General features: G+C 60.1%; 15 protein-coding genes. 8 read left to right on the forward strand and 7 right to left on the reverse strand.

Features of this window, described 5'->3' with window-relative positions; all coding sequences use genetic code 11:
• Positions 1 to 194: 194 nt before the first annotated feature.
• The 4 genes from ACIQAL_RS10680 to ACIQAL_RS10695 all read left to right on the forward strand — a co-directional run bounded on the left by ACIQAL_RS10680 (position 195) and on the right by ACIQAL_RS10695 (position 4,369).
• Positions 195 to 1,412: an MFS transporter gene (locus ACIQAL_RS10680; RefSeq protein WP_401145066.1), complete on the forward strand. Its 1,218-nt coding sequence runs from the start codon at positions 195 to 197 to the stop codon at positions 1,410 to 1,412.
• Between the two features lie 274 nt (positions 1,413 to 1,686).
• Positions 1,687 to 2,976, forward strand: coding sequence for a serine/threonine transporter (locus ACIQAL_RS10685; protein ID WP_401145068.1), 1,290 nt, complete (start codon positions 1,687 to 1,689; stop codon positions 2,974 to 2,976).
• Positions 2,977 to 3,138: 162 nt separating this feature from the next.
• Positions 3,139 to 4,080, forward strand: a complete 942-nt coding sequence (locus ACIQAL_RS10690; RefSeq protein WP_401145070.1) for a diguanylate cyclase domain-containing protein — start codon at positions 3,139 to 3,141, stop codon at positions 4,078 to 4,080.
• Between the two features lie 112 nt (positions 4,081 to 4,192).
• Entirely contained in the window at positions 4,193 to 4,369 is a 177-nt protein-coding gene (locus ACIQAL_RS10695; RefSeq protein WP_401145072.1) for a hypothetical protein, read from the forward strand.
• A gap of 74 nt (positions 4,370 to 4,443) precedes the next feature.
• Here ACIQAL_RS10695 and ACIQAL_RS10700 read toward each other — a convergent pair whose 3' ends face one another.
• Positions 4,444 to 5,238, reverse strand: coding sequence for an SDR family NAD(P)-dependent oxidoreductase (locus tag ACIQAL_RS10700; protein ID WP_401145073.1), 795 nt, complete (start codon positions 5,236 to 5,238; stop codon positions 4,444 to 4,446).
• A 201-nt stretch (positions 5,239 to 5,439) separates the two neighbouring features.
• Here ACIQAL_RS10700 and ACIQAL_RS10705 point away from each other — a divergent pair, with 201 nt between their 5' ends.
• Entirely contained in the window at positions 5,440 to 6,219 is a 780-nt protein-coding gene (locus ACIQAL_RS10705) for a DeoR/GlpR family DNA-binding transcription regulator (protein ID WP_401145075.1), read from the forward strand.
• Positions 6,220 to 6,252: 33 nt separating this feature from the next.
• Here ACIQAL_RS10705 and ACIQAL_RS10710 read toward each other — a convergent pair whose 3' ends face one another.
• A complete protein-coding gene (locus ACIQAL_RS10710; protein ID WP_401145077.1) occupies positions 6,253 to 7,782 on the reverse strand; it encodes a diguanylate cyclase in 1,530 nt (509 codons plus the stop codon).
• Between the two features lie 379 nt (positions 7,783 to 8,161).
• Here ACIQAL_RS10710 and ACIQAL_RS10715 point away from each other — a divergent pair, with 379 nt between their 5' ends.
• Complete coding sequence (locus ACIQAL_RS10715; RefSeq protein WP_401145079.1) at positions 8,162 to 8,566, forward strand: YidH family protein; 405 nt, start codon at positions 8,162 to 8,164, stop codon at positions 8,564 to 8,566.
• Positions 8,563 to 8,901: a DUF202 domain-containing protein gene (locus ACIQAL_RS10720; RefSeq protein WP_166596701.1), complete on the forward strand. Its 339-nt coding sequence runs from the start codon at positions 8,563 to 8,565 to the stop codon at positions 8,899 to 8,901. Before ACIQAL_RS10715 ends, ACIQAL_RS10720 begins: the two co-directional genes overlap by 4 nt.
• Positions 8,902 to 8,916: 15 nt before the next feature.
• Here ACIQAL_RS10720 and ACIQAL_RS10725 read toward each other — a convergent pair whose 3' ends face one another.
• The gene (locus ACIQAL_RS10725; protein ID WP_401145081.1) at positions 8,917 to 9,474 is read right to left on the reverse strand and encodes an RrF2 family transcriptional regulator; all 558 of its coding nucleotides are present in this window, start codon (positions 9,472 to 9,474) and stop codon (positions 8,917 to 8,919) included.
• A 364-nt stretch (positions 9,475 to 9,838) separates the two neighbouring features.
• On the opposite strand from ACIQAL_RS10725, the gene ACIQAL_RS10730 reads away from it, so the two are divergent.
• Positions 9,839 to 11,044, forward strand: coding sequence for an NAD(P)/FAD-dependent oxidoreductase (locus tag ACIQAL_RS10730; protein ID WP_401145083.1), 1,206 nt, complete (start codon positions 9,839 to 9,841; stop codon positions 11,042 to 11,044).
• Between the two features lie 57 nt (positions 11,045 to 11,101).
• On the opposite strand, the gene dkgB is transcribed toward ACIQAL_RS10730, so the two are convergent.
• From dkgB to ACIQAL_RS10750, 4 genes are all read right to left on the reverse strand, one after another.
• Positions 11,102 to 11,905, reverse strand: a complete 804-nt coding sequence (gene dkgB, locus ACIQAL_RS10735) for a 2,5-didehydrogluconate reductase DkgB (RefSeq protein WP_401145085.1) — start codon at positions 11,903 to 11,905, stop codon at positions 11,102 to 11,104.
• A gap of 285 nt (positions 11,906 to 12,190) precedes the next feature.
• A complete protein-coding gene (locus ACIQAL_RS10740; protein WP_401145087.1) occupies positions 12,191 to 12,730 on the reverse strand; it encodes a PaaI family thioesterase in 540 nt (179 codons plus the stop codon).
• A 120-nt stretch (positions 12,731 to 12,850) separates the two neighbouring features.
• A complete protein-coding gene (locus tag ACIQAL_RS10745; protein ID WP_401145089.1) occupies positions 12,851 to 13,411 on the reverse strand; it encodes a DUF1003 domain-containing protein in 561 nt (186 codons plus the stop codon).
• An 89-nt stretch (positions 13,412 to 13,500) separates the two neighbouring features.
• Entirely contained in the window at positions 13,501 to 13,707 is a 207-nt protein-coding gene (locus tag ACIQAL_RS10750; RefSeq protein ID WP_166596707.1) for a hypothetical protein, read from the reverse strand.
• Positions 13,708 to 13,802 lie beyond the last annotated feature (95 nt).

Genomic DNA, 13,802 nt, shown 5'->3' on the forward strand with positions numbered 1-13,802 from the left:
CCCCTTGCAGGCGCCTTTTTCGTGCCCTGTGCAGCAGGGGCTGGTGCGTGGCGCAACTCATCCCAAAGGTGACATTTCTGGTCATACCGAGCGTTGGGGCTCGTCGTTACATTGGTCGTCGTCCACTCCTCAAACGGTTCAACGCTCAGGCGCTGATCCGCTTCGTTCCGCATTCGACCATAGGCGTCCTCAACATGGATCAGCGACTCTTGATTCTCGCCCTCGGCATGTTCGCGCTCGGCACCGACAGCTTCGTCGTGGCCGGCGTGCTGCCGCAAATTGCTCACAGTTTCGACATCAGCCTCGCCGCCGCCGGGCAAATGATGACTGTCTACGCCCTGACCTATGCCTTGCTCGCGCCTCTGATCGCGACCTTCGCGGCCTCGGTACCGCGCAAACAACTGTTGCTCTCGGGACTGGCGATTTTTGTGATCGCCAACCTCGGCACGGCGATGGCCCCGACCTTTACGGTTGCCCTGGCGACCCGAGCGCTCGCCGGTCTCGGCGGCGCGATGTTTTCGCCCACCGCGACCAGCACCGCCGTCACCCTTATGCCGCCAGAGCGCAGAGGGTTTGCCATCTCGATTCTGGTGGCGGGGATGACAATCTCCACGGCCCTGGGGTCGCCCATTGGCGCAGTCATCGGCGGCCTGGGTGACTGGCACCTGACCATGCTGTTCGTCGCGGCGCTCGCTGCCGTGGCGGGTGTAGGTGTCCTCATCCTGCTCTCGGACATTCCCCTGCTGCCCGCGGTGTCGCTGACCCAGCGCCTCGCGCCGTTGGCCGACGCGCGCATCGGTCTCACCCTATTCACAACGCTGCTGTTTTTCAGTGGCGTGTTCACGATCTACACCTACTTTTCACTGGTGTTCGAGCAGGCCATTTCAGGAAGCCCGATCATCCTCGGTGGCTTGCTGGTCCTGTGGGGCGTGGCGGGCACCGTCTCCAACCTGTTGACCGGGCGACTGGTGGACCGGATCGGTTCGCGCAGGGTGTTGAACACGATGCTGCTGTTGGTCGTGGTGAACTTCCTGCTGCTGCCATGGACCGGCGTCAACCTCTGGACCGCCACCGTGGCAGTGCTGCTGTGGGGCGCATGTGGCTGGGGCATCTCGGTTCCGCAGCAGCACCGGATCATCGGCATCGCGCCGCCGATTGCGCCGATCGTGATTGGGTTGAACAACTCCGCGACCTTCCTCGGCGCCACCGTCGCAGGCCTGGCAGGCGCGACCGGGATCAAACTGTTTGGCGGGCAAAGCCTGAGTCTCATCGCGGCGGTCCTGGTGGGTGCTGCGCTGGTCTTTTCGGAACTGGCGGCGCGCAGGATTGCACGGGGTGTAATACCGGGTGGGGAAGTGCCGAGCGAGGCAACGCCGTCTTCCCTTTCGTCTGCCGTTCCCAAGGCTGATTAGGACCCGGTAGCATCTATAGGGATGGTGAGTTGCGACGCCACCAAGGCTGGGCATTCTCAAAACGGATGAAAGCGAATGCGGAATTTCGTCGCGTTCACCCGTCAGAAATCTCTGAAAGCATGACCATCCCTCCGACAACCCTTTGATTCTGTTCCCTAATCCCGGACAATCGCGCCCCTTTCCCTGTAGAGAACCGGTCAGGGGCGCTGACTGCCGAGCTTTTCGACGCGCTTTTGACCTTGTAGCTATCACCGGCAACGGAGAAATCGACCGGATGAACGATCAGGCCAACAGCGTCGAGCGAACCCTCGACGCCGCGCCCGTAGGCGCGACCACGGGCATGACCAAATGGGCGCGTCAGGACACCACCTGGATGCTCGGGCTGTTTGGCACCGCCATCGGTGCAGGCACGCTGTTTTTGCCGATCAACGCAGGCATCGGCGGCTTCTGGCCCTTGCTGATCCTGGCGTTGCTGGCGTTCCCCATGACGTTCTACGCGCACCGCGGCTTGACCCGCTTCGTGTTGTCCGGTCGTGAAGGCGCCGACATCACCGAGGTGGTCGAGCAGCATTTCGGCAAGAAGGCTGGTGCACTGATCACGCTGCTGTATTTCTTCGCGGTGTTCCCGATCCTGCTGATCTACAGCGTGGCGCTGACCAACACCGTGACCAGCTTTCTCGAACACCAATTGCACGTTCAGCCGCCGCCTAGGGCCGTCCTGGCGTTCGTGCTGATCATTGGCCTGCTGGCCGTGGTGCGTTGCGGCGAGCAACTGATCGTCAAGGCCATGAGCCTGATGGTCTATCCGTTCATCGTCGCGCTGCTGTTTCTCGCCGTGTTTCTGATTCCTCACTGGACCGGCGGCATCCTCACCACCGCGACCAGCGTGCCTGCGCCGTCTGCTTTGCTGCACACGCTGTGGCTGGCGATCCCGGTGATGGTGTTCTCGTTCAACCATTCACCGATCATTTCCGCCTTCGCCGTGGATCAGAAGCGCCAATACGGCGAACAGGCCGAGCAGCGCAGTTCGCAGATCCTCGCTCGCGCCCACGGGCTGATGGTGGTCATGGTGCTGTTTTTCGTGTTCAGTTGCGTCTTGACCCTGTCGCCCGAGCAACTGAGCGAGGCGAAGGCGCAGAACCTGTCGATCCTGTCCTACCTGGCGAACCATTTCAGCAACCCGACCATCGCGTTCGCTGCGCCGCTGATTGCGTTCGTGGCGATCACCAAATCGTTCCTGGGCCATTACATCGGCGCCAGTGAAGGCCTCAAGGGGCTGGTGATCAAAAGCGGCCGTCGTCCTTCGCCTCGTGCGCTGGACCGTCTGACCGCTGGTTTCATGCTGGTGGTCTGCTGGCTGGTGGCGACCCTCAACCCGAGCATTCTCGGCATGATCGAAACCCTGGGCGGGCCGGTCATCGCGGCGTTGCTGTTCCTGATGCCGATGTACGCCGTGCGCAAGGTGCCAGCGATGCGTCAATACGCGGGCAAGCTCTCCAACGTGTTTGTCGTGGTGGTGGGGCTGGTGTCGATTTCGGCGCTGGTCTATTCGTTGATGCCTTAGGTTTGTCTTTTTCCGGCGTCCGAGTGCCCCATCGGGCGCCGCTGGTGGACCGTCCGCTGCCGATGATCCGAAATCCCGACGCTCGCCTGTGTCGGCTATTGCGCACACGGCGTAGTGGCAACATGCTCTCACCACCTTTTCAACCTGCACACGTGGCCGATCATGAGCGATTCAATTCCGCCGTCTGGCACTGAGAGCGATGTCTACAAAACCCTGCTTGAGTCGACGAAGGCGATTCCATGGCGAATCGACTGGCAGAGCATGACCTTCAGCTATATCGGTCCGCAGATCGAGCAATTGCTGGGCTGGGAGCAGGGCAGTTGGGTGGGTATCAATGACTGGGTGGAACGCATGCACCCGGATGATCGCGATTACGTGGTGAATTTCTGCGTCTCGCAGTCCAAGGCGGGCGTCGATCACGAGGCCGATTACCGCGCGCTGACCAAGGATGGCGAGTACGTGTGGATTCGCGACGTGGTCCATGTGGTGCGCAAGAATGGCGAAGTCGAGGCGTTGGTGGGCTTCATGTTCGACATCAGCGAGCGCAAGAAAACCGAGGAGCACCTGGTGCGCCTGCAAAAGCAACTGGAGGCGTTTTCCTATCAAGACGGCCTGACCGGCATCGCCAACCGACGCATGTTCGACACGGTGCTGGAGCGCGAGTGGGCCAGTGCTCAAGAGACCGGTCAGCCACTGTCATTGATCATTCTGGATATCGATTACTTCAAGCAGTACAACGACCGTTACGGGCACATCAAGGGTGATGAAGCCTTGCGCACGGTGGCCAAGACGCTGTCGCTGGCGGCCAACAATCCCGGCGATTTCATTGCCCGCATCGGCGGTGAAGAGTTCGTCTGGCTGTTGCCGAACACCGATCAGGAGGCCGCACGCAAGGTGGCGGACAAGTGCATGCAATTGGTCCGTCAGCAGCAGATCGCCCATGAAAAATCAGAGGTTTCGCCATTGCTGACGCTGAGCCTGGGCGTTGGCACCACGGTGCCGGGTGCTGAAGCCAGCGCGGTGTCCTTCATCGAACAGGTGGATGGGCTGCTGTACCACGTCAAGCGCAACGGTCGGATGCGCGCTGAATACGGCGAGTTTTGAGGCGCTGACGGTGTTTTATGACCGGTGGGTCGCGAATCGACGAGTGGTTCGCAAGGCTGGTCTATAGTCTTCCGGCGTTCTTACGCGCATCTTTGGACAGGGAGGCTCAAACATGGCTGACAAATCCGTAGTATCGGCGAGCGCGGAATTTCGGGACTCGTCCGTTTCATTCAAACCCACTGACTTTCCCCGCATCGGGCGAGCCAGAGCGGAGTCAGACACCTTCGAGCTCAGCGAACTGAAACCCTGGTTCACGTTAGTGGACGACGAGGAAGAAGAGGAGGAATAGACACCTTGATACCGCCGAGAAAGACCAGGGGTGTCACGGTTGTGCGCCCCTGGTCACCGACGTTTCAGCGCTGATCAGGCGATGGTATCCACAACGCCTCCGTCCACACGCAGGGCCGCGCCACTGGTGGCCGACGCTTGTTTCGACGACACGTACACCACCATGTTTGCCACTTCTTCGATGGTCGCCGCCCGCTGAATGATCGAGCTGGGACGATGGGCCATTACAAAATCAGCTGCGCATTCTTCCAGGGATTTGCCGGATTTTTTCACTTCGTCTTTCAGCATGTCGGCAACGCCTTCGGAAAGGGTCGGACCCGGCAAAACGGCATTGACCGTGACGCCCGTGCCTGCCAGACGCTTGGCCAGCCCGCGTGAAATCGACAGATTGGAGGTTTTGGTAAAACCGTAGTGAATCATGTCCGCCGGAATGTTCAGGCCCGACTCCGAGGAGATGAACACAATCCGGCCCCAGCCGTTTTTTGCCATGTCATCGGCATAGGCGCGAGACAGACGGACCCCCGACATCACGTTGACATCGAAAAAGCGTTGCCACACGTCGTCCGGGGTGTCGAAGAAATCCTGCGGACCGTAGATGCCGACGTTGTTGATCAAAATGTCCACCTTCGGCACCGCCTTCACCAAGGCCTCGCAGCCCTCCGCCGTGCCCACGTCCGTCGCCACCCCGCGCAATTTCGCACCCGGCACTTCGCTCTGGATGCGCGCCACGGTCGCATCCACCGCGTCTTTTTTGCGTCCGTTGACGATCACCTCGGCGCCTGTCTCCGCCAGGCCCTTGGCAATGGCGTAACCGATGCCCAACGTCGAACCGGTTACCAGGGCTGTCTTGCCGGTCAAATCGATTTTCATGTGGGATGTCTCCGTTAAGGTCGAAAGAAAGATGGAGTGCTGAAACCGAGAGGGGTTCAGGGGGATCACGCGGGCAATCGCGTTTTCGTTGACGCCCTCCTCAGGCCTGTGAGCATAGGCAACCTCTGGTTTGACACCACCCCCAACCGCAATCATGATCCTGCTCGTTCATGACCGATTCCGCTTGATGTCGAGGCCTTTATGTCTGCCAGTCCCGAAGTTTTCCCCGGCGAGCGTCAGCGTCAGATCACTGAACGCCTGGCTGCACAAGGGCGCGTGATTGCCGTAGACCTTGCGACGGAGTTCAACGTTTCCGAGCATTCGATTCGTCGGGACCTCGGGGCTCTGGCAGCGGCGGGGCTGTGCAAACGGGTGTACGGCGGTGCGATTTCGCTGGCTTCTGATGGACCGATCACGGCGCGGATCGAGCATGAGCCTAATCGTAAGCGCGCACTTGGCATCGCCGCTGCGAACCTCATCGGAGTTGGACAGCATGTGTTCATCGACGGCGGTTCGACCAATCTCGCCATTGCCCGGGCCATCGACCCGAACATGGCCCTGACGATCACCACCAACGCGCCGCTGATCGCCGTCGAGTTGATGAAGCTGCCGAAGGTCGAGGTCATTCTCCTGGGCGGGCGCTTGAGTCCGGTGGCGGGGAGTGCGTATGGCTTCACCACGATTCAGCAATTGAGCCATTTCAATTTTGACCTGTGCTTCCTCGGGGCCTGCGCGCTGGATGCGGTGAAGGGCGTGACGGCGTTTGACATGGAGGTGGCGGAGTTCAAGCGGGCCGTGGTGGCGCGCAGCGGTCAGGTCGCGGTGGCGGTGATCAACACGAAGCTGGCGAGCATTGCGCATTACCAAGTGGCGTCTTGCGAAGACGTCGGCGCATTGGTGGTCGAAGCGGATGCGCCGGAAGACCGTTTGCAGCTGTTTCGCGGGAAGGTCGCGCAGATCGTGATCGCACAGGTAAGCTGACGACCTTGGAGACTGATCGAAACGTTGACGGTTTCAGCCCATCACGGTCCGGTTGCGGCCTTCATGCTTGGCAGTGTAAAGCGCGATGTCAGCACGTTCGACGAACGCTTCCATGGTCGGGCATTGATGGGCCGCGCAGCCGTAGACGCCGAGGCTGATGCTGACGACCCCATCGGGATTGCCTTTGTGCTCGATGGCACGGGCCAGCACGCTCAGACGAATTTTTTCCGCCAGTGCAAAGGCGCCGTGGGCATCGCTGTACGGCAGGAACACGGCCATTTCTTCACCGCCGTAGCGCACCGCCAGGTCCCCTGTGCGGTTCAGGTTGCTGCGTATGCATTCAGCCACCGCGACAATACATTTGTCGCCAGCCACGTGCCCATAGTTGTCGTTGTAGCTCTTGAAGTAGTCGATATCGATCATGATCAGGCTCAATGGGTGCAGGTTCGCCTGACCGGCGACGAACTCCAGACCGAGGATTTCCTGAAAGTGGCGGCGGTTGGCCAGACCGGTCAGGCCGTCCTGCAAGGCCAACTTTTCCAGCGAGTGGCTGGCGATGCGCAGCTGGGATTCGGCGTTGAGGCCAAAGCGAATCTGTTGGAACAGGAGCACGCCGAACAGCAGGTTGGCGATCACGACACAGATGATGATCGCCAATGAGCGCCAGGCGTATTGCCGCCACTCCTCAAGCACCTCTTGTTCCGAAAGTCCCGCCAGCACTACCAATGGATAACGGTCCAGACGCTTGTAGCCGTACAGGCGCAGCTCATGGTCAATGATCGAGCGGACCGTTGCGGTGCCTTCGTAATGCTCTTTCAGGTACTTGCGAAACAGCTCGCCGTCGGCAATCGACACGCTGCCAAGGTTCTCCAGCGTCGGGCGGCGGGCCAGCACGGTGCCGTCAGCGGTGGTCAAGGTGATGACGCCGCGTTTTCCGATGTCGAAGCGATCAAAGAAGCGCTCGAAGTAAGCCAGCTCAATGGTGGCCAGCACGACGCCCGCGAACTGACCTTGCGCGTCGTTGACGCGACGGGACACCGGGATGATCCAGTCGCCGGTGGTACGGCTGCGAATGGCCTGCCCGATGTGCGGCAGGTTGCTGTCGATGGATTTGTGAAACTGAAAATACTCGCGGTCGGCGTTATTGGCGTTGGCGGGCATGTGATTCAGCGACGTCGCGTCCCAGTTGCCGTCCTTGTCGTAGATGAACAAACCCTGAATCTGCTCGACACTGGCCGCAGTGGCGCGCAGGTAGTCATGCATGCGTGGGCTTTTGGCGGACGCAAAACCGTCGTAGTTGAGCCGTTCGACGATGCCGGCCACGGGAATGTCGGCTTGATCGAAGGTGTCGTCCGCCTGCTGCGCCATTGAGCGTGACAGATTGGCGGCCGTGGTGTCCGCGATGTCCAGTTCATGATTACGGGTCTGGCGCAACTGCCACAACGTAATGCTGGTGATCGAAAAACACACCAGTACGGTAAAAAATCCCGCCAGCCACAGCACAGGCATACGCTTCAGACGCCGATTCCTGGCGTTGAAGTCCGTTCCTTCTACTTGTCTCAAGCCCCGCCCTCGTTGACGTCTACGATTTAAGACAAACCCTGGTGACGAACGCTCCATTATTCGCCGCACCCGGTTTCGCAACTGCGACCGTCTGACACGTAGCGTAGGACAAGTCAGGGATTTTGAAGGGAAAAATCGTAAGGCCCAGGTCATTTATCTGGAAAGTAAGCCTCTTGTAGCAGCGAAGTCATTCGTAAGTATCTCCTCCTTTGGACCCACCCTCACGCCGCGTCTGTTTTCAGCCTGATGTCAGCTCAATAATCCGCTGCCACCGCGCGGCAGCGCTTGCGGCCACAGACATCCTCATGTCGCTGCCAATGCGGGCGTTTGCGGGTCATGACCGGTATGATCATCGGCATCTACCCGACCACGGTGCGACATGAATTCTCCGGATTCCGGCAAAGCCCCTTCTCCTGATCGCGATCGCCTGTCTGCATCCCTGCTGGGCGGTGGTTGCGAACCCGATCCACGTTTCACCCTCGCCAACGAACGCACCTTTCTGGCGTGGATTCGCACCGCGCTGGCGTTTCTTGCCGGTGGCATCGCCGTGGAAGCGTTCACCGGGGAGGTCTTCACGCCGGGCCTGCGCCGTGCGGTGGCGTTGTCGCTGCTGGTGTTGGCGTTGCTGGTCAGTGCCAGTGCGTGCCTGCGCTGGTTGAAGGTTGAGCGGGCCATGCGTCTGCGCAAACCACTGCCGTTGCCGGTGCTGGTGCCGATCCTCTCGCTGGGGGGCGCGCTGGTGGCGATGGGGCTGATCGTCTTTCTCATTTATGGCGCGTCGTGAGCCGTCGCGGGCCGCAGACGCTGGGGCATGACGATCCGGGGTTACAGCCAGAGCGTACATTGCTGGCGTGGCGTCGCACGCTGATGACCCTGCTGGTGGTGTGTACGATTTTTCTGCGCTGGATACCGCGTTTCGGGCTGATCGCGTTGATGCCCATCGTCTTCTCGCTGATGGCGGCGCTGCTCATTCAGATCGCCCTCAACGCCCGCTATCGCAAAAGTGCCAAAGGCCTGAAACAAGAGCGCATCCCCGCGCCGCTGCGAGAAGTGGTGGTGCTGGGCGGCACGGTGATCGTGCTCAGTGCGATGGGGCTGTACGCGGTCGGGTTCGCATGAGGTTTAGACCGGGCATCACTTTTCGACCGCGACCACCGGAATGTTCTGATTGTCACTGCCCGCTGCACGGCTTTCCTTGCGCTCGCTGAGCCAATCGTTGATCTGACCGCCGAATCCAGGCGGCGCCTTGCGCCCTGTGCGGCGCGCGAGGTCGAGAATGGTCTGTTGCGCCAGCGCTTCCTCCATGCGTTTTTGCGCCGTCAGCATGGCCGCGTTGATCCCGCAAACGCCTTCTGTTGCCCAACTCGGCGCACAGCCGTCGAACACCGCGCAGCGGCCCCGGATGTCACGGCAATCGAAGATCAGCTTGCGCCCATCGATGGCCGTCACGATGTCCAGCAGGGTGATCTCATCTGAAGGACGGCCCAGCTTGAAGCCTCCGCGCACGCCCTCGGTCGCGACGACCAACTTGGCCTTCGCCAGTTTGGTGAACACTTTCGCCAGGTATTCCTGCGGCACGCCCTGCAACTCGGCGAGGTCACGCACGCTCGCCTCACGGCTGTCGCCACGTTCGTCCACCAGATACAGCAGGCAGTGAATACCGTACTCGACACCGGCGCTGTAAAGAGACATTCGAATCTCCGACTGAATTGATCGTGCAGAAGCTAACAATTTGCGTGGATTACTGCAAGAAACAGCGCTTCCAGATGACCGGTGGCAGGCGGTATTCGCTCGGTCGTGACAAAGTGGACAGCCGGTAATATTCGTCAAATATCTAATTTATAACGTTTTTATTGAATATTTTGGCAAGATAACGTCCCTCGATCTAGAAATACCGCTTGCTCAAAACAACTACGATCAATAGAGTCGTAGTTGTTTTGAGGCGGCTGCAAACTCCGACTCATCCGAACCTTCACAGGTCTCCGTGGAGCGATTGCCTGCCTTGGCCACTGCGACCCACCTTGAAAGCGGCTTGTTACTTTTTTTGGAGCACACAATGAAAAAGCGAATTCTGATTATCGGTGCGGGTTTTGGTGGCATGTGGAGTGCGCTGAGCGCCACGCGTTTGCTGGACAAGCACGACCGCAACGACGTGGAAGTGACCGTATTGGCGCCGGAAGCGGTACTCGGTGTGCGCCCCCGTTTTTACGAGCAGGACGTGCATCAGATGCAGTCGCCGCTGGGGCCGTTGTTCGATGCAGTGGGCGTGACGTTCATCAAAGGCACGGCCGACACCCTTGATGTGAATGGCAAATCGGTCAGCTACACCGGTGCCAACGGCGATAAACTTTCGATCAACTACGACAAACTGGTTCTGGCCGCGGGCAGCCGTGTCGTGCGTCCGGCGTCGATTCCTGGCATTGAACACGCGTTCGACGTCGATGCGATGGCCGAAGCGATTCGCCTGGAACAGCACATCAAAGCGCTGGCGAAGCAGCCCGAATCCGATACACGCAACACTGTCGTGGTGGCAGGGGGCGGCTTCACCGGTATCGAAACCGCCACTGAAATGCCGGCGCGTCTGCGGGCGGCTCTGGGTGCCGATGCCAACGTTCGCGTCATCATCGTTGATCGCGGTGAGAAAGTGGGTGCGGCGCTGGGCGAGAACATCAGCCCGTCCATCGTCGAGGCGACGGAAACACTGGGCGTGGAGTGGGTGGTGAATGCGTCGGTGGCCGCCGTCGATAGCAACGGCGTGACCTTGGCGGACGGTCGTCGTATCGACGCCAGCACCGTGGTCTGGACTGTTGGTGTGCGCGCCAGTTCGTTGACCGAACAGATTCCGGGCGAGCGCGATGCTTCCGGCCGCCTGCACGTGGACCGCAATCTCAAGGTAATCGGTCAGTCAGACATTTTTGCCACGGGCGACACCGCCTATGCCGCCACGGACGACGCGGGAAATTTTGCGCTGATGACCTGTCAGCACGCCATTGCGCTGGGGCGCTCGGCCGGCAACAACGTTGCGGCGGACCTGCTGGGTGAGGCGCCGATCCCTTACAGCCAGGTCAAATACGTCACCTGTCTGGACCTCGGCGCCTGGGGCGCGGTGTTCACTGAGGGCTGGGATCGTCAGGTGAAACTGACGAAGCAGGAAGGCAAGACGGTGAAGCAGCAGATCAACTCTGTGTGGATCTACCCGCCTGTTGCCGAGCGTGAAGCAGCGCTGGCGGCGGCGGACCCTTTGATTCCTGTCGTCGCATAAGAAAACCGACCCGAAAAAAAGGCGCCTTGGGCGCCTTTTTTTTGCGTTGCAGGGCAGTCAATCCCACTGCGGCGCGAGGCTGCCCGGGCTGGTCAGGCGATGGCCGCGATCCAGCTTGGCGATCTCGGCCATGTCTTCATCGCTCAGTTTCAGATCGACCGCTTTCAGGTTGCTCTCCAGATTGGCGCGTTTGGTGGACGAGGGAATCACCGCGTAACCCAACTGCATGGCCCACGCCAGCGTCACTTGAGCGGGCGTGGCGTTATTGCGCTTGGCAATCGCCTCGATGACCGGGTCTTTCAGCACTTCTCCGTAAGCCAGGGTCATGTACGACGTGATCTTGATGCCGTGCTGTTTGGCGAAGTCCGCCACGATGCGGTTTTGCAGGTACGGGTGCAGTTCCACCTGATTGGTGGCGATGTGCTCGGCGCCGACCGCTGCGATGGCTTCTTTCATCAACGCGACGGTGAAATTGGACACGCCGATCTCGCGGGTCAGGCCTTGTTTCTTGGCTTCCAGCAACGCCCCCATGAATTCGGCGACCGACACCTTGCCGCCCGGTGAAGGCCAGTGAATCAGGGTCAGGTCAACGTGGTCGGTTTTCAGCTTGGCGAGACTTTCTTTCAGGCTAGGGATCAGCTTGTCGGCGGGGTAGTTGTCGGTCCAGATCTTGGTGGTGATGAACAGCTCGTCGCGGGGCACGCCGCTTTGCGCAATGGCCGTGCCGACCTCGGCTTCGTTGCCGTAGATCTGCGCGGTGTCGATGACGCGGTAGCCCAGGTCCAGGCCGTTGCTCACCGAGTCCATGACGACCTGGTCTTTCAAACGAAACGTGCCGAGGCCAAATGCAGGAACAGTCATGAAAAGTCTCCAGTGCGAAGGTGAAAAGTAAGGCCCAGTATCCCGGTCCGGGCCCGGCGGAAAAACCGGGGGCGGAGCAAGGGAGTTTTGAGTGGGCGGCATGAATGCGCTGGAAAGGTAGAGCAGGCGCGGAGGGGGATGGTTCAGTCAAATACAGGTGAATGAAAAAACGCCATCGCGAATGAACTCGCTCCCACAGGTCCGGCTTCGACCGCGCCTGCGCTGGTATTCACGATCTCGGTGGGAGCGAATTCATTCGCGAAAAATGGCTGAGTTGCCGCTGATCTACCGATTCATGTCCATGATCAAACAGGTGGTGGTCCCGGTGGCGAAGAGGCGACCGTCAGCGTCGTAAATCTTGCCCTCGGCCAATGCCGTCGAACGGCCCAGGTGCACCACCGTGCCTTCAGCCCGAATCGGGCCGGTCTTGTTGGTCAGCGCCCGGATGTAACTGATGCGCAGGTCCAGCGTCGTGTAACCCTGACCCTTCTTCAATTGCGTGTGAATCGAGCAACCCATGCAGGAGTCGAGCAGCGTCGCGGCATAACCGCCGTGGACGATGCCCAGCGGGTTGTAGTGCTGCGGGCCGGGAGTGCCCTGAAAAATGAACGTGCCGGGTGTCCACTCGATGGGTACGAAATCCATCAGTTCACCGATGGGTGGGTGCGGGTAAACGCCGTTGCCGATGCCGTCGAAAAATTCCTGAGGCGTAAGCTGCGCGACCTCCGCGAGATTCATGCTGCCGGATTTGCCCAGGCGGGCGCGGATGGCGGCTTCCTGATCGTGCCAGAGGGCCAGGGTTTCTTCGCGAGGGGTGCTGTGCATGGGCGTACGCTCCGGAGGCATTCGACGGGTTGTCGGATGAGGGAAAATTACAACCATAATCCCGCGCATCCATGACGACCGCAATATCATAAATGTCCAGCCACTGCCCGAAACTGCCAGTCAGACGCTGCCGTCTCGTTTCACGAAGTGCTTGTGCATATCGGCGGTCAGGGCTTCGACCCGCTCGGTCAGTGCCTTGGTCATCTCGGTCAGGCGGGTGTTCTGCTCCATCAACTCCAGCAGCTGCGCAGTGTTTTGAGTGGCGCGGGCCATGCGTTCTTCATTGGCCACGGCCAAAGCTTCACGGTGCTGGGCATCCGCGTCGGCGCTGGCTTTGTCACGCGCAGCCTGACGGGTCTGAGCCAGCAAAATGAGAGGCGCGGCATAGGCCGATTGCAGGCTGAAGGCGAGGTTGAGCAGGATGAACGGGTAAACGTCGAACTTCACCAGCCCGCTCAGGTTGGCGCCCACCCACAACAGGACCAGGAGGGTTTGCGCCCCCAGAAACGTCGGCGTGCCGAAGAACCGAGCGAACGCCTCGGCTTTCAACGCGAAGGCGTCATTGCCAAAGGTCGGCCCGAGATGCGCGTGGGCTTTGTGAAAGCGCAGATGATCGACCTTTGCAGGCTTGGGTTCGGTGGCGGGGCTCGAAGCGGCGGGTTCAGGCACGTCGACAGGCATGGGGCGTTCTCGCAGGCAAAAAAGAGATGCCCACTATAGGCCCGCGCCCGCGGGCTTTGTACTGAACCTGCGCTGAACGCCCTGACCCTTCAATCGTCCTGGTCGGGATACAACGGCTTGGACCGGTGCATGATGTTCGCGTAGTCGTACACATATTGACGGCCCGCGTGGCTGGTCATGCGCAGGCAGTCGATCAGTTGTCGCTCTTTCTTGTTCAGGTATCTCAACCCTTTGTGGTCACTGGACTTGAGGCGATCACGTTCATGGGCGTCAGGGAAGGTAATGACGTTCGTCATGAAATATCTCCTTGGTTAAATCCTTGTGCCCGGTTCCATATTCCGGGTTTACCGTTTGTCGTGCGACAACGCACCATACCCACAACACGTCAGAC

It is taken from the genome of Pseudomonas sp. NPDC088368 (assembly GCF_044753445.1).
Taxonomy (GTDB): Bacteria; Pseudomonadota; Gammaproteobacteria; order Pseudomonadales; family Pseudomonadaceae; genus Aquipseudomonas; species Aquipseudomonas bambusae.